The organism is Iodobacter sp. BJB302, from assembly GCF_002735645.1.
Lineage (GTDB): Bacteria > Pseudomonadota > Gammaproteobacteria > Burkholderiales > Chitinibacteraceae > Iodobacter.
Genome location: NZ_PDZG01000043.1, coordinates 1 through 21,715 on the forward strand (window position 1 = coordinate 1; position 21,715 = coordinate 21,715).

General features: G+C 48.7%; 21 protein-coding genes. 9 read left to right on the plus strand and 12 right to left on the minus strand.

Features of this window, described 5'->3' with window-relative positions; translation table 11 throughout:
- Nucleotides 1-90, plus strand: a 90-nt coding sequence (locus CSQ88_RS14080; protein WP_143449393.1) for an IS3 family transposase, incomplete at its 5' end; no start/stop codon positions are given.
- A 189-nt stretch (nt 91-279) separates the two neighbouring features.
- Here CSQ88_RS14080 and CSQ88_RS14085 read toward each other — a convergent pair.
- The 3 genes from CSQ88_RS14085 to CSQ88_RS14095 form a co-directional block, all read right to left on the minus strand.
- Nucleotides 280-642 carry a GFA family protein gene (locus CSQ88_RS14085; protein WP_218963095.1) on the minus strand — a complete coding sequence of 121 codons (363 nt, stop codon included), beginning with the start codon at nt 640-642 and terminating at the stop codon, nt 280-282.
- A gap of 347 nt (nt 643-989) precedes the next feature.
- Nucleotides 990-1,331, minus strand: coding sequence for a YciI family protein (locus tag CSQ88_RS14090; protein WP_099398728.1), 342 nt, complete (start codon nt 1,329-1,331; stop codon nt 990-992).
- 48 nt (nt 1,332-1,379) lie between these two features.
- The gene (locus tag CSQ88_RS14095; protein WP_099398729.1) at nt 1,380-2,210 is read right to left on the minus strand and encodes an arylamine N-acetyltransferase; all 831 of its coding nucleotides are present in this window, start codon (nt 2,208-2,210) and stop codon (nt 1,380-1,382) included.
- 247 nt (nt 2,211-2,457) lie between these two features.
- On the opposite strand from CSQ88_RS14095, the gene CSQ88_RS14100 reads away from it, so the two are divergent.
- The 3 genes from CSQ88_RS14100 to CSQ88_RS14110 all read left to right on the plus strand — a co-directional run bounded on the left by CSQ88_RS14100 (nt 2,458) and on the right by CSQ88_RS14110 (nt 4,131).
- A complete protein-coding gene (locus CSQ88_RS14100) occupies nt 2,458-2,910 on the plus strand; it encodes a disulfide bond formation protein B (RefSeq protein ID WP_218963096.1) in 453 nt (150 codons plus the stop codon).
- Nucleotides 2,907-3,551 carry a thioredoxin domain-containing protein gene (locus CSQ88_RS14105; RefSeq protein WP_099398730.1) on the plus strand — a complete coding sequence of 215 codons (645 nt, stop codon included), beginning with the start codon at nt 2,907-2,909 and terminating at the stop codon, nt 3,549-3,551. Before CSQ88_RS14100 ends, CSQ88_RS14105 begins: the two co-directional genes overlap by 4 nt.
- 142 nt (nt 3,552-3,693) lie before the next feature.
- The gene (locus tag CSQ88_RS14110; RefSeq protein WP_099398731.1) at nt 3,694-4,131 is read left to right on the plus strand and encodes a hypothetical protein; all 438 of its coding nucleotides are present in this window, start codon (nt 3,694-3,696) and stop codon (nt 4,129-4,131) included.
- 199 nt (nt 4,132-4,330) lie between these two features.
- Here the strand turns inward: CSQ88_RS14110 and CSQ88_RS14115 are convergent, their stop codons facing one another.
- Complete coding sequence (locus CSQ88_RS14115) at nt 4,331-5,239, minus strand: AEC family transporter (RefSeq protein WP_180273665.1); 909 nt, start codon at nt 5,237-5,239, stop codon at nt 4,331-4,333.
- 298 nt (nt 5,240-5,537) lie between these two features.
- Nucleotides 5,538-6,407 (minus strand): LysR family transcriptional regulator, encoded by an 870-nt coding sequence (locus tag CSQ88_RS14120; RefSeq protein WP_099398732.1) that lies wholly within the window; start codon nt 6,405-6,407, stop codon nt 5,538-5,540.
- A 322-nt stretch (nt 6,408-6,729) separates the two neighbouring features.
- On the opposite strand from CSQ88_RS14120, the gene CSQ88_RS14125 reads away from it, so the two are divergent.
- Nucleotides 6,730-8,169, plus strand: a complete 1,440-nt coding sequence (locus CSQ88_RS14125; RefSeq protein ID WP_374700466.1) for an MFS transporter — start codon at nt 6,730-6,732, stop codon at nt 8,167-8,169.
- Between the two features lie 569 nt (nt 8,170-8,738).
- Here CSQ88_RS14125 and CSQ88_RS14130 read toward each other — a convergent pair.
- The 5 genes from CSQ88_RS14130 to CSQ88_RS14150 form a co-directional block, all read right to left on the minus strand.
- The gene (locus tag CSQ88_RS14130; protein WP_099398733.1) at nt 8,739-10,238 is read right to left on the minus strand and encodes a multicopper oxidase family protein; all 1,500 of its coding nucleotides are present in this window, start codon (nt 10,236-10,238) and stop codon (nt 8,739-8,741) included.
- 12 nt (nt 10,239-10,250) lie between these two features.
- Nucleotides 10,251-10,673, minus strand: a complete 423-nt coding sequence (locus CSQ88_RS14135; RefSeq protein WP_099398734.1) for a DUF411 domain-containing protein — start codon at nt 10,671-10,673, stop codon at nt 10,251-10,253.
- Between the two features lie 84 nt (nt 10,674-10,757).
- The gene (locus CSQ88_RS14140) at nt 10,758-11,015 is read right to left on the minus strand and encodes a hypothetical protein (protein ID WP_143449484.1); all 258 of its coding nucleotides are present in this window, start codon (nt 11,013-11,015) and stop codon (nt 10,758-10,760) included.
- Between the two features lie 146 nt (nt 11,016-11,161).
- Nucleotides 11,162-11,764 carry a hypothetical protein gene (locus CSQ88_RS14145; RefSeq protein WP_099398736.1) on the minus strand — a complete coding sequence of 201 codons (603 nt, stop codon included), beginning with the start codon at nt 11,762-11,764 and terminating at the stop codon, nt 11,162-11,164.
- A 297-nt stretch (nt 11,765-12,061) separates the two neighbouring features.
- Complete coding sequence (locus CSQ88_RS14150; protein WP_099398737.1) at nt 12,062-13,870, minus strand: pre-peptidase C-terminal domain-containing protein; 1,809 nt, start codon at nt 13,868-13,870, stop codon at nt 12,062-12,064.
- A gap of 460 nt (nt 13,871-14,330) precedes the next feature.
- On the opposite strand from CSQ88_RS14150, the gene CSQ88_RS14155 reads away from it, so the two are divergent.
- On the plus strand, nt 14,331-14,930 hold the full coding sequence (locus CSQ88_RS14155) for a glutathione S-transferase family protein (protein WP_099398738.1): 600 nt from the start codon (nt 14,331-14,333) through the stop codon (nt 14,928-14,930).
- A 101-nt stretch (nt 14,931-15,031) separates the two neighbouring features.
- Here CSQ88_RS14155 and CSQ88_RS14160 read toward each other — a convergent pair whose 3' ends face one another.
- The gene (locus tag CSQ88_RS14160; protein ID WP_099398739.1) at nt 15,032-15,991 is read right to left on the minus strand and encodes an NAD(P)H-quinone oxidoreductase; all 960 of its coding nucleotides are present in this window, start codon (nt 15,989-15,991) and stop codon (nt 15,032-15,034) included.
- Between the two features lie 248 nt (nt 15,992-16,239).
- On the opposite strand from CSQ88_RS14160, the gene CSQ88_RS14165 reads away from it, so the two are divergent.
- Both CSQ88_RS14165 and CSQ88_RS14170 read left to right on the plus strand, forming a co-directional pair.
- Nucleotides 16,240-17,154 carry a triacylglycerol lipase gene (locus CSQ88_RS14165; RefSeq protein ID WP_099398740.1) on the plus strand — a complete coding sequence of 305 codons (915 nt, stop codon included), beginning with the start codon at nt 16,240-16,242 and terminating at the stop codon, nt 17,152-17,154.
- Nucleotides 17,154-18,077: a lipase secretion chaperone gene (locus tag CSQ88_RS14170; RefSeq protein WP_099398741.1), complete on the plus strand. Its 924-nt coding sequence runs from the start codon at nt 17,154-17,156 to the stop codon at nt 18,075-18,077. Before CSQ88_RS14165 ends, CSQ88_RS14170 begins: the two co-directional genes overlap by 1 nt.
- A gap of 520 nt (nt 18,078-18,597) precedes the next feature.
- Here the strand turns inward: CSQ88_RS14170 and zapE are convergent.
- Nucleotides 18,598-19,749, minus strand: coding sequence for a cell division protein ZapE (gene zapE / locus CSQ88_RS14175; protein WP_099398742.1), 1,152 nt, complete (start codon nt 19,747-19,749; stop codon nt 18,598-18,600).
- Nucleotides 19,750-20,053: 304 nt separating this feature from the next.
- On the opposite strand from zapE, the gene CSQ88_RS14180 reads away from it, so the two are divergent.
- A complete protein-coding gene (locus CSQ88_RS14180) occupies nt 20,054-21,676 on the plus strand; it encodes a methyl-accepting chemotaxis protein (RefSeq protein WP_099398743.1) in 1,623 nt (540 codons plus the stop codon).
- The last annotated feature ends 39 nt before the right edge of the window (nt 21,677-21,715 follow it).

The following is a 21,715-nucleotide window of genomic DNA, read 5'->3' on the forward strand; positions in this document are numbered from 1 at the left end:
TACATCCATTACTATAACCACGACCGAATCAAACTGAAGTTAAAAGGGCTGAGTCCTGTGCAATACAGAACCCAGCCCTTGAGCGCCTAGCTTTTATACTGTCCAACTAATTGGGGTCAGTTCATTTAGTGGGCTTTTTTGTCAGTGCGATAAACAAGGTTAATGATATTGCCAGCAACACAGCACAAACTGGATTACCGCCCGAATTACCCGGCTGAATCGCTGGTGCCCCTGCCGTCATCAATCCCTGCAACGCTTAGCTTTTGCGTTACCCCTGCCTTACGTCATCGCCGCCCCAACCGCCTGCCGCACCGGTATCCCGGCTGGATCAAAGCCTTCAAGGCAATGAACATTGATGCCAAAGTTGTCCGGGGTGACGCGCTTGCGGTGAAAGGGGTAGATGCCGCAGACCTTACAGAAAAAATGACGCGCAGTTTTGGTGTGAAACTGGTATTCAGTCAGCGCCTCTTCCCCGGCAATCAGCCGGAACTGGCTTTCATGCACCTTTATCATTAGCGCGTTTTTCTTGCGGCAGATTGAGCAATCGCACATGGTCAGCTCGGGGAAATCGGTTTCAATCTCAAAGCGAACAGCACCACAGTGGCAGCTGCCAGCGTATTTTTGCATTGGACGGGCAGACATAGATTCTCCGCAGTAAATAACTACATAATGACAACAGACTGAAAATGTATTTGGTATTGCAAAAAGCAAATAGCAAGGACAGGCCTGAATGTATAAGTCTTAGCATCAGTTTTCGCTATTGCCCCCATTAAAGAAGAGTGGTCAGGAGGGGGTAGCTTTGCATCTTTTGATAAAAAGATATCTGGCCACTGCAACTGTAAATCCCCTCCTTCTCCCTTTTACAAAGGAGGAATCTGGACCACTGCAGTGAAGCATAAAGTGATGCAAATACCTTCGAACTGAATACGCTGTAAGCCAGCCCGACCTGAACCAGCTCGCTTTGGGGCAGCGCAGGCTGGTTTAAACAATCAATGAAACTGACGAACTTCTACTGGTGCCCGGCAGGCTACTGCGGCTTTGCGGCCCCAGGCCATGGCTTCTTCCAGATTTGCCACTTGCAGCACCCAAAAGCCGCCGACATGTTCTGTGGTATTCAGGTATGGCCCTTCGCTGACCTGCAGCTGGCCATTAGCCTGCATCCTGATTGATTTTGCGTGCTCTGCCGGATGCAGGCCGCCGACAAAAACTCTGACACCCGCGGCCACCATTTCACCATCAAGCGCGTCGATGGCAAGGCCCATGGCTGGGTCTTCTGAAACAGATGGATTGTAGCCACTGGGATGGTGGATAGATAAGCAATACATTGCCATGAGATTTCCTGCTGATGATTGAGAAAAACGCTGATTGTTTCCGCTCAGTCATTTCTGCGCAGGCAGTAATTCCTGCTCAAAACCATTTTGAAAAAGCAACCCAGCCTGATCAGGCTGCACACTAAAGCCGAAATAATGATCAAGAATGTTTTGCAACTCATCAGAGGTCTGAATTATTTTAACGCTGCTATCCATTTTGCTACGGATACTCAATTTCCGGTTATGCAGCACCAAGCGTTGCATGCCGTCGATACGTGTAACCATCAGATCATGCAAAAAAATGGATTCATTTGCTGTTGCCGCAAAATGATTACCAACATGGCAATCCGGCGGATAAGCAATGGCTAAATCAAACCAATATAAATTATTCCATTCGCCATTTATTTCACGCTGCAAATACCAGCCTGCGGGCGTTTGCTCGGGCAATAAGCGATATTGATCAATACCCTGATCAAACACCACGCCTGCCTGCAATGGAACAGGCTCGCAAATCCCGCCGCCGCCAAAGCCTGCATCCAAGAGCCACGTTTGGCCTTCCTGCTCCGCAGTCAAAACTAAGTGCGATCTGGGCCGCTCATGCACCCGCTCTTTATTCAGTAATACCCGCGCCATATGCAATGTGGTTTTCAAACCAAGGTGATTTAATAGTGATGCAAACAGCGTATTAATTTCGTAGCAATACCCGGGGCGGCCGTGAATTAATAGTTTTTCAACTAATGCATCATGATTCAGCTTAGGGGGGGTGCCCAATAAGAGATCAACATTACCAAATGCAATGGATTCAACATGCCGCCTTTGCAAAAAAGCCAGCCCTGCCTGATCAGGCGTTGGCCAGCTTGTCAGCGAAAGGCGTTTTAAATAGTGATCAAGCCAAGTCATAGCAATATCTTTTCAGGCGGCAGATGCCAAGGATTGTACTGATGAGTCAGTGCTTTGTAATTAAATGGATTAGCCCTCACTAAAGAATTCTCCCTGTCTGCAAATTACCGCCTTAAATAATATCAGCCACATTGCAAAGCCACCGCACGCAAGCTTGGGTGCAACTTCTACCACTAAATAGTCTTGAACCCTGAGCCGTGATTCTGGTCTGTATTCTTTTCCAAACGCTGCACGCAAGAGGAATATTTTGCCTGATCACCCCCCAAGCTCCGTCCCCGCCAGCGATTCCGCCAGCTGGATGCTTATTTTTATTGCCTGGCTGATTGCCGCCAGCGGCACACTCGGTGCTTTATTTTTTGGAGAAGTGATGGGGCTTCCCCCCTGCACCCTGTGCTGGTATCAGCGGATTTTTATGTTTCCACTGGCCATCTTCCTGCCGCTGGCGCTGTTTCCACTCGACACTAAAGTCGCCCGCTATGCCCTGCCTTTGGCGTTGATCGGCCTTGGATTTGCGGTTTTTCACTGGTTTTTACAAATGGGCCTGCTTTCGCCCGCCGCCAGCCCCTGCGCCCAAGGTTCATCCTGCTCTGAAATCGAAGCCGAATGGCTGGGCTTTCTGACTATTCCACTGATGTCGGTCTGCGCCTTTGCGCTGATCAGCATTTCTTTAGTCGCTACATTGATTCAGGGTAAGAAATGAAGCAAAAAATCATTTTTATCATCACAGCGCTAATTTTATTAGCGCTATTTATTGTCGGAACGCTGGCCTTTAAAAACAATCAGCAATCTGCCGCTCAAGCCAATATCCAGATTAATCAGGAAGCCTTAATGCGTATGCATTCGCCCATCATTGGCGCGCAAAATGCCAAGGTGACGATTGTTGAATTTATTGATCCCGCTTGCGAAGCGTGTGCTGCGTTTTACCCTTTTGTAAAAGAGCTGATGGCCAAAAACCCAGAGCAAATTCGCCTCGTGATGCGTTACGCCCCATTGCATCAGGGCGCAGACCAGGTCATTGCCGTATTAGAAGCCGCACGCAAGCAAGGAAAATACTGGCCGGCACTAGAAATTGTGCTTGCTGCGCAAGATAAATGGACCCAAAACCACCAGGCCAATGCCAGCCTCGTGCTGCCGCTACTCGCCCCGCTGGGGCTGGATATGGCGCAATTACAAACTGATATGCAGTCAGACAGCATTCAAATGCTGATCCAGCAAGAAAAGGCCGACGCACAGGCACTGGGCGTTAATAAAACACCAAGCTATTTTGTAAATGGCAAACCGCTGCTCAGTTTTGGCTACCAGCAATTAGGTGATTTAGTGAATGAAGCGCTAAATCAATAAGCAAACCACAACAAAAAAATAGCCCCTATGCTTACACAGGGGCTATTTTTTTATGCATTTTTGACCCGCCAAACGGAGGCAGCCCACTGGCCTTTCCAATGAAACGAGCTAAAGTAAATAAAAATACGCTCAGGAGATGGCGATGCTAAAACCACTGCAAGAATGGATTTGCGATTGCTGCGGCAAAACAATTACATCCCCAGATGAAGGCTATGTAATTTGGCAGCACGATAGCAATCAGCGTGACTTTGATTTCAAAATCATCCATAAATTTGTCTGCGAGCCGCCATCCTATCCCTCGTCTGTGCCCCTGAATGATTTCCTTGGCACCAAAGGCAGCACCTATCTGCTCTCATTTATCAGCCTTGGCAAAATCAAAGCACGCGGCCAATACCGCAATTACTGCCATGTGCTCGATTTCGATGAATTTGTCGACCTGTACCGCCGCGTGCAAATCCCCTATTACGAAGAAGCACGCAGAAAATTTAATAACCCTCAATTACTTTCCGATATGGAAGACGCCAGCGAAGTACACCCTTATCAGGAAGATGTGCTTAAGCAAATTATTGAAAAGTACTGAAAAAATTTTTAATATAATTTAATTAGCAAACTAAAAAAATATGCAACAAGCTCCCCTTGCCAGCTGGTTTCTTCCCAAGTGTGCAAGTGGGAGTTTTGATATGCAAAATTTATTTATTCAATATTTTATACCCATAAAAAACAACCTACCCATTCAGTATAAATTACCTTGTAGTTAATACTATAAAAACTCTCGTAGTTTAAGCCAAATAAAACAAACCATGAGCAGGGTTAATCTTAAAAGTCATAATCAAAGCAAGGTAAATAGCAATAGCTACAATACTAATACAAGTCCCCCATGCAATCATGCTTGCTGATCTCCCGCTCTTCATATAATGTGTTTCAAGGACAATAATATTGGCGGCGGGAGGGAGAAGGCAGATCAAATATAAAGTAAGAATATTTTCTTCAACTAATTTTACTTCGTAATATGTACATATTTGTATAAATAAATTTATTAAAATAAAAAACAAAGAAGATCTGGCAAAAAAATTTAATAATGAATTTTTGAAGTCTGCTTTTTCAAATGATGTTTCAGCCAGCCATACACCTAATATAACCATACCTAAAAAACTCATTATAAATTTAATTACTTCATAGCTGGGCTTACCATAATGCATAATTTGAATGCTCAATGGGGAGAGGGCCAGCCCAATAACTAAAGCCAAAACGGGAGGAGCTTTGAAAATTTTAATTATCCTAGCTCGCATATTTTCCCCTTGGGCCATCAACCCTAAACCCACTGAATTCCCAAATAAAGAGCTACCTATATATGCAGCAATAATGACCATCGCTGCTCCGCTGCCAAAAAATGAGCTTGCAATCGGCAGGCCAAGCCAGCCAATATTTAAGTAGCAGAAGCATAAATTTTTAACAGGATCTTTATTAACAATTCGGATCATCACCAGCATCATCAGCATGATTATAACAATGCCAGCCATGATAATAAAAACACCAGACTGATATGTGGCAATATTAAAAACAATGACGAAAGGAATTACTGTCTTTGTAAGCAATGCAGATGCGCGGTATTTTACTTCAAATGAAAACCGCCCAAGAATTACTCCTATCATTAAATATACAAAAGGGAACAAAATAGAAATTGACATATTAATAAACAACAAATTAGATAATATTTATATAAAAAGATTTTTCATCTTTCGCATTTTCAAACACACAGCTCTTGCAAGCTCTTAATGGCTGTAAGTTTACAATAAACAAAGAAATTTACTTCCACAATTTAACAAAATAAAACTATATTCTTTCTTTTTACTTTTTTATATTGTCACTATCCATTATGCCAACAGTAAGTATACTTTACGGGCATATATGTTCAAGACACCAAAAGATGCCCGCTTTACTGAATCCACATACAAAAATGTGCGCTCGCTAAGCATTGCAAACATCCTACGCAGCGCGTATTAGGGCACTGCAACATCCAGCTAATTTCATGTGGTGCCATAACATGGATATGGTGATTTCCGGGGCGGGGAAAGGCAGGGGGAAGAGGTGCATTCCGGCGCTCAAAGCTTGAGTATGGCGTTCTGGCACGGTGGCGATCAGGTCTGTGGATCTGGCAAGTGCCAGCGCTGCGGAAAAATCACTGACGATAGTGGTGATTTTTCGCGTAAGACCCAAGGGCTGCAAGGCTTCATCGATCAAGCCCCTATCCAAGCCGCGCCTTGAAACTAGAATATGCGAGCTGGCGGCAAATCGCTCGGCAGTGATTTCCACTTGGCTAAGTATATGCCCCATCCGCACCACGCCGATAAAGTGATCCCTGAATAAGGCCCGGGTGCGCACCTCGGGGCCTGTGGTTTCGCTGATTACGCCGGTTTCTAAATCAACCGAGCCATCCCTTAGCGAAGCGCTGTCTTTATTTAGCTTTTGCACAAAGCGCAGCCGCACGCCGGGTGCTTCCGCACTGATGCGGGCGATCAGCGCGGGGCCAAAATTCTCTACAAAGCCGTCGCTGCTTCTTAAGGTAAATGTTCTGGCCAGCTGCTTAAGATCAAGTTGACCGGCGGGGCGAAGCACGGCTTCTGCGTCTTGCACTAACTGGCTGACCTGCTCCCGCAGCTCAAGTGCGCGCGGCGTAGACACAAGGCCGCGCCCGGCTCTGACCAGCAGCGGGTCGCCCATCGTATCCCGCAAGCGTGCCAAGGCACGGCTCATCGCCGAGGGGCTAAGGCCAAGCCTTTTGGCAGCTTTAGCCACACTGCCCTCGGCCAGCACGGCATTAAGAGTAATCAGCAAATTGAAGTCTGGTGTCGTCATCGCTGGATATTAGCCTAATTTGCTATGGCGTTAAATGCATGAATAAAGTGCATACCATGCGTCTTCCGCCACTCCAAACAAGGGGCTATCTTGCAGTGAGTGGCTTTTGTGGGGCGGGTGAAACGCAATCCTATCGACTTAAGGGGGATTCATAGCTTGGGTTAGCGGGCTTTATCACGTAACCCAACCTTGTATCTACAAAAGTCCCCTCTCCCGTTGGTTTTTCTTACGTTAACAGGATTGGGGTGAAACCCGCCCTGCGATGATTTGATGTTTGCAAACGCGCAGCGGGATGCATGGCATACATCTGATAACCCTTAAGGTGCTCATTTTGAAACTATATCCACCTAATCCAGCCGTGATGCAAAACGCAGCCTCAGCGCGCTGGGTACTCGCCAGCCTGTCGCTGGCTATTTTGCTGCCATCGCTAAGCACCAGCATCGCCAATGTGGGCTTGCCTGCTTTGGCGCAGGCGTTTAACGCGACTTTTCAACAGGTGCAATGGGTGGTGATCGCTTACTTACTGGCGATGACCACTTTGATTGTCAGCGTGGGCAGGCTGGGTGAACTGGCTGGGCGCAGGCGGCTGCTGATGACGGGGATTTTGCTGTTTACGCTGGCCTCCATCCTGTGCGCCATCGCACCCACGCTCAATTGGCTGATTGCCGCGCGCGCCGTTCAGGGCTTGGGGGCTGCCATGATGATGAGCTTAACCATGGCTTTTGTGGGCGAGGTGATTCCAAAAGAAAAAACCGGCAGCGCTATGGGGCTGCTGGGCAGTATGTCGGCCGTGGGCACGGCGTTGGGGCCGTCGCTGGGCGGCGTGTTGATTGCGGGGCCAGGCTGGCAGGCGATTTTTTTGATTAATATTCCGCCCGGCATTTTGGCTTTTTTACTGGCGCAGCGCCATTTGCCGCTTGACCGGCCTGCTGCCCGGCGCCCTCGTTTCGATCACTTGGGCACGCTCTTGCTGGCCTTCACCCTTGCGGCTTATGCGCTGGCCATGACGATGGGGCGAGGCCATTTTGGGCTGCTGAATGTGGCCTTATTATTGGCTGCGGCTTGCGGAACCGGCCTGTTTATCGTTGCAGAAAAAAGCGCTGCCGCCCCTTTGATCCGCTTAGATTTATTACGCAATGTTGCGCTGAATACCGGCCTTGCTACGAGCGCACTGGTCGCCACCGTGATCATGGCAACGCTGGTGGTGGGGCCATTTTATCTGTCCCGCGCATTTGGGCTGGACGCCACCCATGTGGGGCTGCTGATGTCCATCGGCCCCATCGCTGCCGCGTTAACAGGTGTGCCTGCCGGCAAAATAACAGATCATTTGGGCACGCTGCCCTCCACCCTGATCGGGCTGAGCAGCATGGCGGCCGGTTGCTTTGCACTGGCGCTGCTGCCTGCATCATTGGGCGGCTATATCTCCCCCATGGTACTGATCACCAGCGGCTACGCCCTGTTCCAAACCGCAAACAATACCGCGGTGATGGGCGGGATTAGCAAAGGTCAGCGCGGCCTGATTTCCGGCCTGCTTAATCTATCTCGCAACCTTGGCCTGATCACCGGCGCATCCCTGATGGGCGCAGTGTTTGTTATGGCAGCAGGCACAAACACCTTCAGCTCTGCCAGCCCCGAAGCGGTGACTCACGGCCTGAACATCACCTTCGTCCTTGCTGCAGGGCTGATTTTGCTGGCGATTGTTATGGCGATTAAGGCTTATCGCATACAACCAGTGAAGCCAATGTTAAGCCGTAGGGCGTAATAAACCTGGGTTTTTTCAGACGCATTGCGCCGTGTACTCACCAAGCCCATACGGCATAACGCAGCCCATTAAAAACCTCTTTGCTAACGCCCTAATAACCGCTTTTTCCTTAAGCCACTGATATAAAAAATAAAAGTATATACATTGAACTACAGAAAACGCAGCGTTTCACGGAGGGAAACAAGGCTTGAATGAAGTTGTTTTGTAAGTTTTTAGTATTTTTCAACCTTTGAAATCTGGACTCATACCGCAGCGAGTGGCACGGGACTTACCCCCCCTTGAAGCACGCAGAAGCGAGGAACAAGCGGGGTTTCTTTGATGCCTGTTTGAGCGAAGCGAGTTCCGCAGCCCCCGCTCGATTGTCCGCAGCTGGGGGGCCTTCGTGCTATTGGGGTTGTGGCTTGGCTTCGTGTCTTGGCCGCACAAGAAAGGAAGGTCCAGCGGGATGCCCACACCTAAATCAAGGTGCCAAAGGCACTAAAAAGATCTTTTTGACTTTGGTTAACGCGGATGGGAAACCCCCGCATGCAAATACGCGAGCTTTTCCCACCCAACGAATGACGTACCCCTTACTTCACCAACACCTGCCCCATCATGCCCTGCCCTTCATGCTCCAGAATATGGCAGTGGTACATACGCAGGCCCAGGTGTTTTTGGGTGATTAAAATACGGGCGCTTTGATAGGGCTTCAGATTAAAGGTGTCTTTTGGGGCCCGCCACGGCGCAGGCGTGGTTTTACCTTTGAGCGTGGTATCCAACACCTCAAACTGCGTACCATGAATATGGAAAGGATGATCCATATGTGAGTCATTCACGATCTCCCATAGCTCGGTATCGCCAAGGCGGCTGGTCAAATCCACCCGCTGCATATCGTAGCTTTTGCCATTCACTAAGAATTGCATGCTGTGCTGGCCGCCTTCCATACTCATGATCTCGCTAAACACCACACGTTTTTTGGCCACGGGCTTGACCCTGGGCGGCAGGGTGCGTAAGCGCTCTGGCAGTTTGGCTGCGCTATCCTGGCTAAATTGAATGCTGGCCAGCCTGATATCTTGCTCAGGCGCTACCTTGCCCATTTTGCTTCTGTCGTAAGTCAGCGCCATCAGGCTGACGGCCCCCGCTGGCCCCGCGACTATCCATTCGGCCCGCTCGCCCGGTGCAAGCAGCAGCTCGCTCACTTCTTGCGCCCGCTCTAAAAGACCACCGTCACTGCCAACCAGAATGATTTTTCTGCCAGGAATGCTAAGCCGTAAATAACGGGCGCTGCAGGCATTCCAGATGCGCCAGCGCTGCGCTTCACCTACTGTAATCACCGGCTCACGCTGGCCATTCACCAAGGCAAACTGCCCTTCGCGGCCATTCATCCAATCGTTCATATTGTTGTCTGGAATACTGCCGTCACTTGCGAGGCGCAAATCAGAAATCACCAGGTGCTGTTCAGGCAGATGCGCCAGCACATCATTTTTAGTCCGCACAATAAAAAGGCCCGCTAAGCCGCGATACACCTGCTCGGGCGTGTCGCCATGCGGATGCGGGTGATACCAGTAAGTGCCTGCCGATCCAATCGGCAAGGTAAAGCGATAAAGCCGCTCACCCCCAGCTGGCACGGCATCTTGCGGGTTGCCATCCTGATCGGCAGGCACGGGCATGCCGTGCCAATGCACTGTGGATGCTTGTGCCAGCTTATTCACAAAGCGAATTTCTACCGTATCGCCTTCAAAAGCCTCGATCAGCGGGCCGGGAATACTGCGGTTATAAGCCCAGACCACGGTTTTTTTACCGGGGATCAGCTCTGCCTCATAGGGCTCGGCGGTAATAGTGGCCGCAACCACGGCAGGTTTAGAGCTGAGATTAGGCAGGCGGAACAAAATAGCGTGCGGCTGACCGGCTGGCAGGGCATTGACTGGCAATAAGCTGATATTTTCTGGCGCCATTTTAAGCGGCATGGCTGGCGTGCCAGAGGCGTGTCCGGCGTGCCCGCCATGATTTATCGCCGCCCAAAGCGGATTTGAAGCCAAAGCCAGGCCCGCTGAACCCAATGCTGCATGTAAGAAGTGTCTGCGATTCATGATGCTTAGCCCTTATTCAACAGAAAATAGCTTAGGCACGGCAGCATTGCCCAGCTGATAAATCTTTAAAGTGCCTTTAATTTCCGGCCCCATACCTGGGGCGTTTTGTGGCATACCCGGCGCGCTAATCCCCGCAATAGCAGGCTTTTCACGCAGCAATTTTTGAATCGCCGCCACCGGCACATGGCCCTCTACCGTGTAATTGCCAATACGGGTGGTGTGGCAGCTTGCCAAATTGGACGAGCCATACTGCGCTTTAATCGCCGACATATCGTTGCTATTAATGGCTTTGACTTTAAAGCCATTTTTTTCCAGATACTTCACATATTCTTCGCAGCAACCGCAAGCCGGGCTTTTATACAAAGTCGCGTTAATCGCGGCCAGCGCAGGCTGAGCCAATAAAGTTAATGCAAGGATAAATAATATTTTTTTCATGATGGGTTTTCCCATAAGCCAGCCAGCCGCAAGCGGCCTGCAATGGCAGGTTATTCAATGAATTGAGGCTTAATTAATCAGCAATCAGGCTGATTTGGGCGGCTTATCGGGGGATTTAAGCAGAGGGTCTGGCAGGTGCAGCTGAGCCACGGCATTGAATACCGGCGGCAATAGGATTGGAGGAGCAAAACTAAAAGCGACGGGCAAAGCCGTGTAATGGCTCATGCAAGTTTGCAGGCAATCGGCCATTAACAAAGACTGATCCATCTGGCATTTTTCAGCGGATGGCATTTGCATCATGTGGCAAACCTTGCCGGGCGCAGGCGCAACCCAGCCCGCCATGGCCGTGTTCAAGGCAAGGACTGACAGCAACAAAAAGAAAAGCCACGCTTTTTTCATGGCTTTGATTGTATCACTGCAAGATCTGATCGCTAGTTTAAAAAGTAACGCTGAACTTACATTTAAAAAACAAGCAAGACTGATCGGCTTCAGCGAATTTCAGCGCTTTCCACCCGAAACAACTCACAAGCACCCGCGCCAGTATCATCACGCGTCAGCGAAGACTGCCAACGCCAGCCATCGGGCGCACTCACTTCAACAAGCTTGCCGTGTAAACGAATGATTTGACCTGGCCTGACCGCTTTCAATATTTTTTCGATCTGAGCATCCGCCGGAATCATATGCATATTAGCGCTGTGGCGGGCGATCTCCTCAGGAGGGCGTGGCGGCTGGTTTTCCCAACGATAAAAATAAAAACGATTGCTCTGAGAAATACTTAATTCAGACAAAACTTCAGAATCGGACATCGGCCCCCAGCCTAAAGCCAGATCGACAGGGGACAAATCAGCTTCGCGCCCACTGGAGTACGTTTCTTTAGACAATACACGGGCTTCAATATCAAAATCCGCCAGGGCTTTGATGGTGTAATTATCTTTCTGCCAGACCTCACCACGATCAAGCATGCTTTGCACGGGCTCACCCTGCACCAAAACGCCATTGGCCTGATGAAACGGCTTCTGTGCGCGGTGCTGGCATTGATACCAAGCCCCCAATACAAGTACCACAACAAAAAACCAGCGCCAGGAAAACATTTGAGTTCTCTTTAAACCAAATCACTCATCATACCAAAGCCATACATCACTTTCGCTATTTGTCTCTGAATCCCAGCCCGCTAGTAAGTTGCGATGAACAAAGCCTAAGGTGGGCAGTTAATATTCTCTGCACAGACTTAAAGAATGCATTCACTTGGTGGCTTTGTGTAAAGATATGCCGTGCCTGTCGCCCCCAACCCTGGCAACTTAAGTGGCATTCACAGCTTGGGTTAGCGGGCTTTATCGCGTAACCCAACATTCTGTTTACGCATAAATGTTGGGTTACGCTGCATAACATCACTGACTAAAACTGGCACTCACGCTTAAAGCCGAATACGCAGCATAGCCATAGATGCTTAAGTAATATTTACCGGCCACTGGCTGATTAAGGCTGCATGTTTCATTGCTGGTGCTGCCATCCGATTTACAAAGGTAGCTCGTCGTCGTGGCGCGCGCCCCTAGCTGTGCGTAAAGATCTGCATCGCCATTGCCCCCGGCAATACTGAACTGCAGCTTAGCCATCCCTGCCGGCACATCGATCACATAATGCTTCCAGCCGCCCGTTGCCCCTGCTTGCCCCGTCAGCGGTACGCCGCTATTTAATACGGGATCAGTATCTGCCACCTTACCCAGCAAGGAGCCTTTGATTGCGTAATAACCCAGGGACGAATAATTTGAAAAGCCATTCTGTGGTGTGCCCTCGGCTCCGCCTTTAATCACTAGGCGATAATTACCCGCAGCTAAAATCAGATTATTAAATTCGGCTGAGCGATTTACCGCTAAATTACTCCTGGCCACCACCTTATCGCCGCTGTCATAAACCAGCGCCTCTACATCGAGCATCCGCAAATATTCAATCGGATCGATTCTTGCGTTCAAAGTACCCGCCGAACTCAAACTAAACATAAAACTATCGCTATCTGTATTGCGCTCAATCTGGCCAAAATTGCGCTGCGGATTAATGTCCCCATTTGCCTCCAGCAATAAAGGCTTGCCACTTGGATTATCATCTGTGGCATAGGGCACGGATTCGCCAGAATTCATAATATTTAAATCATCTTCAAAATTAGTTGCAGTGTTATATTCGCCCTTGCTCCAGGTAAATAATTGATTAGCCCAGCTGCCCCCCATCCAGTAATTGCCCATAATCGGCCCCCACTGAAATGCGGCAATTCCTTCAAAATATTCACCGCCTTTACCGCCATGGTCATGCTGCATACCCATCTGATGCCCTATTTCATGCGCTGCCGTCATCCCGATGCCGTAACCATAATCAAAACCCGCCGAAGGATTACGATATAAAGTACCCGCAGCCGTCGTGCCAAATGAATGGACCGGCGCATTAGATCTGCCATCCTGATTAACATAATTAATCACCCCGGTACGAAGCACATTACTGGCTTTGGCCGCGTTATAAACAGCCAGATTAGTGGTGATATTCATATTCAGCATTGAATACTGATCAGCAACCGATTGCCATGTGCGATACATTTGCTCTTTTGTTACACCATTTAAGGGGGTTGATCCATTCATCACGGAGGCTGTATTTAAATAAAAAACATAGGGGCTGCCCGGTTTACTTTCTAATTTAGTCACATCTTCATTCTGATATGGGCCGATATGCGGGGCCTGGCGCAGAGCCATAGTGCTATATTGAGGATGAGCCACAGCAAGATTGGCAAAGGCTTGGGTTTGCATAGGAAAATGCTCATCCAGATCAGGATATATTTTGCTAAGAGGCACTTCTGTTACAGATACAATGCCCTTGCTGTTGGTGGTATATTCAAATGCTTTTTTACTATCGTGTAAAACCAAATAGCCATATAATTTTTGCTTGCTGCCCTTTAATACAAACACAGAATTTTTAGAATCAATCGCCGTACCTGTCACCGAAATAAGACCATTTTTATAAAAGTAGTCGCTGACATTAGCGCCCAAATTAACCCCGCCCAATGATCGGCTCAATACAGACTGAGGATTAATATTCTGTGCAATAAAATGATTAATCACCGTTTCCGTGCTGCCAATATCAAGGCTGGCCCCTTCCTGGGCAGATACGCCAATACTGGCAAAGGTCATGGCGATTAGTGCGGCAAGCTTGCTCATTGCAATTCCTTTTAAAGAAAGTGGACTGATGCTTCAGCGCTGCTGTTTATTGATGTATGATTAAGATTTCATCAATAGTAATTAGCAATTAACCCTAGCAGAATGCACTCTCTAAGCAAGAAGGCCCCTAGTACACAAACCCCAAGCCGCACTTACCTCTTAAAAAAATAATTACATTAAAATCAATAACTTGCATTTAATAAAAATCAATCAACTGATTTACTTACAATATCTTAAGCCATTTAAATTACAAACTAAAAGCATATTTAGCATTCAATATTTATTCATTATCCATTTAAGATTTTTTATGCCATCACAATCAATTACACCGGAATACTTCCCCGTACAGACCCACGTTCAGAATGGCAGTTTTTTGAGATTATGATGAGAAGATAAACACAAGAGCCTGACAGCCAGGAAACACTGACTTTTTCATCACAAATTTAAGCAGAAGATCTATATGAAACTCTTTGGCAGCAGCGATTCAGGGCATTCTTACAAAATCAGATCTTTTCTGCTTTTAACAAACACAATCCATGATTACCAATGGATAGATTTAAGCAATAAGCCCACCGCATTTTTAGCCATTAGCCCTTTTGGCGAAGTGCCCGTATTGCTTGATCAGGGGCAGGTGTTTTGCCAATCGAATGCCATTCTTATTTATCTGGCACAAAAAAGCGGGCAATTCACAGGCGGGAATGAATGGCAAGGCGCGCAGGAATGGCTGTCTTGGGAATCTAACCGCATTGGCTTTAGCCTGCCGAATTATCGCTTTGCTCTGCATTGGCAGCCCCAGCCGCCGGAAGTGATGCGCTATTTGCAGCAGCGTGTATTAGCTGATTTAAATACGCTGAATGAAAAACTAGCAGCGCGGGAATTTCTTTTAGAATCAGGGCCAAGTATTGCGGATATCAGCTGCTCGGCTTATTTATTTTGGCTGGATCAGGCAGGCATAGATGTAGCTGATTATCCCAATATTAAACGCTGGCTGGCGGCGATTTTCCAGCTGCCCGGCTGGAGCCATCCTGATATAGCCATGAAAGCGGATGATGCCGCTTAAATAATCCTAAAAATCGTCATCACCGAATGTTTTTATCGGGGATCCAGCAGCCTAGCTGGATTCCCGCCAACTGTACGCGGGAATGACGATATCCCCAACTCTTAAGAAACTTGCAGCAGCACTTTGCCAATATTTTGATTATCTGCAATATATTTATGGGCAATCGCCGCTTCCTGCCAATTAAAAACACGATCAACCGTTATTTTTAATTGCCCGGAAACAATGGCCGGTAAAATCGTATCCCTTAGTGCCGTGGCGAGCTTTTCCTTTACCTTTAATGGCTGGGCTCTGAGCGTTGATCCGGTCAGGCGCTGGCGTTTCATTAAAAGCTGGCCCAGATTAATTTCTGTGCTGATGCCTCTTAATAAACCAATCAGTACAATTTGCCCGTCGGTATTCAGGCAAGCCTGATTTTTTGCCAAGTAATCCCCGCCTACCCCATCCAAAATTAAATCCACACCACCCGCTTCTTTGATCAAGGCGGCAAAATCTTGCTGCTTATAATCCACCACCAAATCTGCCCCCAGCTGGCGGCAAAATTCCGTTTTCTTTGCCCCGCCTGCGGTAGTGGCTACCCAAGCGCCCAGATATTTGGCCAGCTGAATGCTGGCCGCGCCCACGCCGCTTGCCCCAGCATGGATCAACACCCGCTGGCCTGCTGCCAGCTTGCCGATTTCGACCAGATTAAACCATGCCGTCATCCACACTTCTGGCAGGCTGGCTGCATCAATCAATGACAAATTCGCTGGCTTTTTAATCGCAAGCGCGGATTCCAGCAGGCAAAACTCTGCATAGGCACCACCGCCCACCAAACCCAAAACCTCATCGCCCACGGCAAAACCGGCTACGCCCTCGCCCAGCGCCTCTACTACACCGGCTATTTCTAAACCCAGAATTGTTGAATCCCCTGCTGGCGGCGGATAGCGACCTGCGGCTTGGGCTAAATCGGCGCGATTAATCCCGGCGGCGTGTACACGAACGAGTAATTGCCCGGCAGCAGCTTTTGGCAATGCAGCATCCCCCAGCAATAAAGTTTGATTTTCTTGAATGACAGCGTGCATAGCAACCTGCTTGTTAAGGAAGGAAAAAAGAGAGATCGCTGACCTCTGCCTCAAAGATGGCGACGAAAATCTGAAAATCAATTGCCAGCACCCTGTCAGTTTTTCATTACAAAATAATTGCTGTTTTAAATGGGATTAATTTAAAAAATATTCTATGACGTAAGCAAGCAGATAAAACACACGTTTAACTCTGTTTTAAACGCGCCACTCCGGCGCCCCGGTACGCTCAATATCATAAGGATCTTAGAATGAAATTTGTGCTGAAATGCTTCGCGCTGCTGTTCTCTCTTGCTATGCCAGCCCTTGCAACGGGCTACACCGAAACACGCTATCCCATCGTTTTAGTCCATGGTTTATTTGGTTTTGATCAGCTGCTGGGTGTCGATTACTTTTATAAAGTGCCGCAAGCCTTACAAGCGGATGGCGCCAAAGTCTATGTAGCGCAAGTTTCAGCAACGAACTCCAGCGAATTACGCGGCGAGCAGCTTTTAGCGCAGGTAAAACAAATTTTAGCCATCACGGGTGCTAGTAAAGTGAACCTGATCGGCCACAGCCACGGCGGGCCAACCACACGTTATGTGGCTTCGGTAAGGCCTGATTTAGTGGCATCTGTCACCAATATTGCAGGGGTAAACAAGGGCTCTAAAGTGGCGGATGTAATCAGAAAAACCGCAGCGCCCGGCACGGTCAGCGAATCGGTAGCCATATTGATTGCCGAAGGCCTAGCCAAACTCATCGGCCTAGCCTCCAAAGATGGATCGCTGCCCCAAAATGCCAATGCAGCGCTCGACGCACTGACTACCCAGGGCTCGGAAAAATTCAACGCCAAATTCCCCGAAGGCCTGCCACAAGGGGCTTGTAATGAAGGTGCTTATCAGGTGAATGGCGTGCGCTATTACTCCTGGAGCGGTGCCAGCCCGGCCACAAATATTATTGATGTCAGCGATGCCGCAATGGGGTTAACTTCACTGGCTTTTAAAGAAAAAAATGACGGGCTGGTTTCATCCTGCTCCAGCCATTTGGGCCAGGTGCTGCGTGATGATTACCAGATGAATCACCTCGATGAAGTGAATCAATTTGTGGGCATTGTCAGCCTGTTTGAAACCAACCCGGTCAGCGTATTCCGCCAGCACGCCAACCGCCTGAAAAACGCAGGCCTCTGATGCTGCGCTGGCTCTTTGCAGGCATGGCCGCCACCGTTATTCTGGTGGCGGCTGCGGCCTGGTCACTCAAACCCGCCCCAGCCAGCCACACTGCGCTGCAGCCAGCAAAGCCATCGGTTGCCTTTGCGCCTTCTCTATCCGGCACTGAGGCCGATGGAGAAATTGCGCATGGCAAGGGTGATTTGCAGCTGAATCAGGCGCTGTTAATGCGCTTTGATTATTATTTGTCTGCCACAGGAGAGCGCCCGCTGGCCGAAATCATGGCCCAAATCGGCCGGGATTTAGACCATAAGTTAAAACCTAAGGCCGCCAAAGAAGCACGGCGGATTCTGGCGCAATATCTGCAATTTAAGCGGGCCTTAGGCGAGCTGGCTAAAAACCCTGCGCTGGAAGGGCAAGCCTTAGACACCATTCGTTTGCGTCTTACCGCCATCCAGGACACGCGCAGCCGTTATTTTAGCCGCCAGGAAATCGCAGCCTTATTTGGTGAAGATGATCAGCAGGATAATCTGCTGCTGGAGCGCTTAGCCATCAGCCAGAATACCCGGCTAAGCACAGCGCAAAAAGCACAAAAACTTGCAGCACTCGATGCCCAACTCAGCCCGGCCACGCAGCAAGCAAGGGCAGAGCTGATACAGCACCTCACACTGGCCGCACGGATTGACACAGCTAGGCAAGCCGGGGCGAGCACTGAGCAACTGCACCAAATACGCAGCCAAAGCTTAGGGGAAGATGCAGCAAACCGCCTTGCCGCTTTAGACAAGGAAGAAAGCCAGTGGCAAAGCAAAATAGAAACTTACTTAGCAGCCAGAAATAACGCACTCAACACCCTGCCCCTGGCCGGGCAAAACACCGCCATCCAAAAACTGCGTGATCAGTATTTCTCGGTACAGGAGCAAAAACGTTTGGGGGCGTTTGAGTAGGGGCATTGGATAGATAGCGGATGTGGCATAACCCAGATTTTTAAGCACGTCGATCCCCACAGAGAAAAGCAATCATCTGAAGGTTTTCTCCGTGGGCTCTGTGTTCTCGTTTTCCTCTGTGGTTCAAGGTTTAGCATTCTATCAAGGCAGGCTGAAGACTCTTTATAACTGATGTTACGCAGTGCCCCTCTTTTTAGTGCCTCCGGCACGTTAATTTAGGTGCGGGAATCCCCCGCAGGGGACTTCCTTTCTTGAACGGCCAAGAAAGGAAGCAAAACCGCAACCCCAAAAGCACGAAGGCCCCTCACTGCGAATAATCGGCTCGGCGTGCTTCAAGGGGTGATTTAAGCCCCGTGCAAAGAGCCACGTTAAAATCTACTTTTACGAGGTTGAAACGAATCAAACCCAAATAAACAGCTCAATTCAAAATGCTTTTCTCCGTGAAACTCCGTGTTCTCTGTGGCCTCCGAGGTTCAAGATTTGGGTTTTTGTTGCATAGCATCAGTCTATAACCAGAAAACTAAGTCTCACTAATCCCCGTCAGCTGCGCCGCAATCGACTGATGCGGCAGGGCCAGATATTCCTCGGCCTGCATTTCAGTCAAACGGCTGGCCGTGCGGAAGAATTCACTGGCTTGCACGCCATCCTGGTAAAGATCGTCCACGGGCACTTCTGCCGAGATAATCAGCTTAACGCGGTGGTCGTAAAACACATCCACCAGCCAGGTGAAGCGCCGCGCTTCGGATGCCTGATTACTGGCCAGTTTAGGAATATCAGACACAATCACGGTGTGATAGGTATGCGCAATTTGCAAATAATCGGCCTGCCCGCGGGTATCGCCACAAATTGCAAAAAAATCAAACCACACCACGCCTGCAGCAACCCGCCGGGCTTTAATGGTACGACCTTCGATTTTTAGCTGAGGGGACCCGTCTTTGCTGGTGGCCATCGCCGAAAACAAGGCGTCCAGCTCTGCGCTGCTTTCTGCCGTATTAGGCGTGAGATAGGTTCTGGCCTGGGTGAGCGTACGCATACGGTAGTCATTGCCGCCATCAAGATTAAACACATCCAGCGTGCTATTGAGTAAAGCAATCGTCGGCAAAAAATTATTGCGCTGCAGCCCATGCGGATACAAGCCATCAGGCGGGTAATTGGAGGTAGTCACCAGTACCACGCCACGCTTGAATAAATGCTCCATCAGGCGGCCCAGAATCATGGCGTCCGCAATATCAGAAACATGAAATTCATCAAAACACAGCACACGCACCGATTTGGCAATCTTACTAGCCACCGCCGCCAGCGGGTCAGTTTCGCTTTTTAACTGACGCAATTCATGATGAACTTCTTGCATAAACTGATGAAAATGCAGCCTTTTCTTACGTTTATAAGGCAGAGCCGCATAAAACGCATCCATCAAAAAGCTTTTACCCCGCCCCACTCCGCCCCAAAAATACAGGCCACGCGGTAAATCGGGCTGTGGCAGCAATGATTTACCAAACAAGCGGCTGCGCTTGGTTTTGAAATGTAAAAGCTGATGGTATAGCGCATCCAGCCGCTCAATGGCTTCGGCCTGAGCCGGATCAGGAATAAAACTTGGGCTGGCGCTCAGGCCCTGGTACCAAGCCTTAGGGCTGGTACCTTGCGCTGGCGGGGCAATCACATGCTGGGACATTACTAAAACCTGTCTGAGAACAAGCCTCGATTATAAAGCCAGTGCGCACTTTAGCCATTTGATTCTTTCATTAAAAGCTTGTTTCTTTTCACTTTTTTAACGCACAAAAATCAGCCACTAAAAATGAATACCGTTCAACAGGACAAACTGATAAACGCAGCTTGTTTTCTCACATTTACAGCTTACAACTTCCTATAAGCACGCTAGGTAAGCTGTACCGCGATTGTCATTCACCCTTAATAGGAATAACGCAGATATTGCCTGATTTTGACCACAGCCATCGATTCTGCCAAAGGATTTCGCCATGCATAATATGAGTGTTAAAAACAAACTTTTTCTTGGCTTTGCTGTGGTTTTAATTCTGCTGGCCTTTATGGCACTGCTTAGCTTAAAAAGCATGGGGCAAATTGATGATGCAATTCGGGATTTAATGGAAGACCGTTATCCTAAAATAGCGATCTCAAATGAGTTAATGGTGCTCACGCTCGATAGCGGCAGGCAGATTCGTAATATCGCCCTGTCTGACGATAAAGAAGATGATGCTAAAGCACTAGGCATCCTGACTGAAAACAGAAATAAAACTAAAGATAAATTACTTAATCTGGAAAAAAGACTGAGCACCCCTAAGGGAAAAGAACTCTTCCAAACCGTCAGCCAGTCTGAAAATGTACTGGATAAAAAATTTGATGAATTTCTGAAAATAGCTGACGATCATGCTGCTGCCTGGCCCTATATTAAAACCCAAATTGCCCCCAACAATAATACCTATGTAAAAGCATTACGTGAACTCGCTGCTTTTCAGGAAGAGTTAATGGAAAAGGGCAAAAGCACAGCCTATGAAAGCTATGCATCGGCCAGAACCGTGGTCATTACGGCCAGCCTGGCTGCGCTGGCATTAGGCATCATTATCGCTTTATATATCGCGAATTTAATTACGGCCCCTTTATTACAAGTGGCTGAAGTGGCCAAACAAATTGCCGCGGGTAATCTTTCTTATAACTGGCAAAATATAACGATTTATAAAGATGAAATTGGCCATTTACAAAATGATATTAAAGACATGCAGAGCAACCTTAGCGGCATTATTCAAATGATGATTGATAATGCGCAATCTGTTTCATCTGCAGCCAGAGAGCTGGCTGCCGCATCGCAGCAAGTCTCTGCCAGCACCGATCAGCAAACATCCTCTGCCAGCTCGATGGCCGCGGCGGTAGAGGAAATGAGCACCAGCATGGATCAGGTGGCATCCAATACCGAAGACGTAGGCAGCCAAGCGCATGCAGCAGGCTCATTAGCCGAATCAGGCAGCAGCGATGTACAGGCCGCCGCCAAAGAAATGGAGCAAATCGCCACGGATGTGGGTAGTGCTTCAGAGAAAATTGAGGGCTTGGGCAAGCAAATTGAAGAAATTGGCAGCATTGTGGTGGTGATTCGTGAAGTGGCCGATCAGACCAATTTACTGGCTTTAAATGCCGCCATTGAAGCCGCCAGAGCGGGTGAACAAGGCCGGGGGTTTGCCGTGGTTGCCGATGAAGTCAGAAAGCTGGCCGAACGCACCACCTCATCTGCAGCACAAATCACCAGCATGGTCAGTGCCATTCAGCAGGGGGCGCATGACGCAATTGGCAGTATGCAAAATGGCCATCGCCGCGTAGAAGACGGCCTTACGCTGACCAATCAGGCACGGGAAAGCATTCTTAAAATCAACAACAGCAGCCACGATGTAATGGGATCGGTCACCAATATCACCGATCAGATGCAGCAGCAGCGCACCGCCGCACGCGACCTGGCACTCAGCGTAGAAAGAATTGCCCAAATGACAGAAGAAAATGCCGTGGCCGTGCGTAGCATGAGTTCATCCATTTTGGGTTTGGATAATATGGCCAAACAACTCAGTGCCTCTGTCACACGTTTTCGCCTGAGATGATTTGCGCCGGGTGATTCATTCTCACCCGGCCGCTTCAAT

Excerpts from the sequence above, each read along its gene's own strand:
- CSQ88_RS14135 (WP_099398734.1), bottom strand. The coding sequence starts at position 10,673 with ATGAAAAAAATATTATTTATCCTTGCATTAACTTTATTGGCTCAGCCT.
- CSQ88_RS14165 (WP_099398740.1), top strand. The coding sequence starts at position 16,240 with ATGAAATTTGTGCTGAAATGCTTCGCGCTGCTGTTCTCTCTTGCTATG.
- CSQ88_RS14140 (WP_143449484.1), bottom strand. The coding sequence starts at position 11,015 with ATGGCGGGCTGGGTTGCGCCTGCGCCCGGCAAGGTTTGCCACATGATG.
- zapE (WP_099398742.1), bottom strand. The coding sequence starts at position 19,749 with ATGTCCCAGCATGTGATTGCCCCGCCAGCGCAAGGTACCAGCCCTAAG.
- CSQ88_RS14150 (WP_099398737.1), bottom strand. The coding sequence starts at position 13,870 with ATGAGCAAGCTTGCCGCACTAATCGCCATGACCTTTGCCAGTATTGGC.
- CSQ88_RS14130 (WP_099398733.1), bottom strand. The coding sequence starts at position 10,238 with ATGAATCGCAGACACTTCTTACATGCAGCATTGGGTTCAGCGGGCCTG.
- CSQ88_RS14160 (WP_099398739.1), bottom strand. The coding sequence starts at position 15,991 with ATGCACGCTGTCATTCAAGAAAATCAAACTTTATTGCTGGGGGATGCT.
- CSQ88_RS14155 (WP_099398738.1), top strand. The coding sequence starts at position 14,331 with ATGAAACTCTTTGGCAGCAGCGATTCAGGGCATTCTTACAAAATCAGA.
- CSQ88_RS14145 (WP_099398736.1), bottom strand. The coding sequence starts at position 11,764 with ATGTTTTCCTGGCGCTGGTTTTTTGTTGTGGTACTTGTATTGGGGGCT.
- CSQ88_RS14105 (WP_099398730.1), top strand. The coding sequence starts at position 2,907 with ATGAAGCAAAAAATCATTTTTATCATCACAGCGCTAATTTTATTAGCG.
- CSQ88_RS14120 (WP_099398732.1), bottom strand. The coding sequence starts at position 6,407 with ATGACGACACCAGACTTCAATTTGCTGATTACTCTTAATGCCGTGCTG.
- CSQ88_RS14170 (WP_099398741.1), top strand. The coding sequence starts at position 17,154 with ATGCTGCGCTGGCTCTTTGCAGGCATGGCCGCCACCGTTATTCTGGTG.
- CSQ88_RS14180 (WP_099398743.1), top strand. The coding sequence starts at position 20,054 with ATGCATAATATGAGTGTTAAAAACAAACTTTTTCTTGGCTTTGCTGTG.
- CSQ88_RS14085 (WP_218963095.1), bottom strand. The coding sequence starts at position 642 with ATGTCTGCCCGTCCAATGCAAAAATACGCTGGCAGCTGCCACTGTGGT.
- CSQ88_RS14110 (WP_099398731.1), top strand. The coding sequence starts at position 3,694 with ATGCTAAAACCACTGCAAGAATGGATTTGCGATTGCTGCGGCAAAACA.
- CSQ88_RS14115 (WP_180273665.1), bottom strand. The coding sequence starts at position 5,239 with ATGTCAATTTCTATTTTGTTCCCTTTTGTATATTTAATGATAGGAGTA.
- CSQ88_RS14090 (WP_099398728.1), bottom strand. The coding sequence starts at position 1,331 with ATGGCAATGTATTGCTTATCTATCCACCATCCCAGTGGCTACAATCCA.
- CSQ88_RS14095 (WP_099398729.1), bottom strand. The coding sequence starts at position 2,210 with ATGACTTGGCTTGATCACTATTTAAAACGCCTTTCGCTGACAAGCTGG.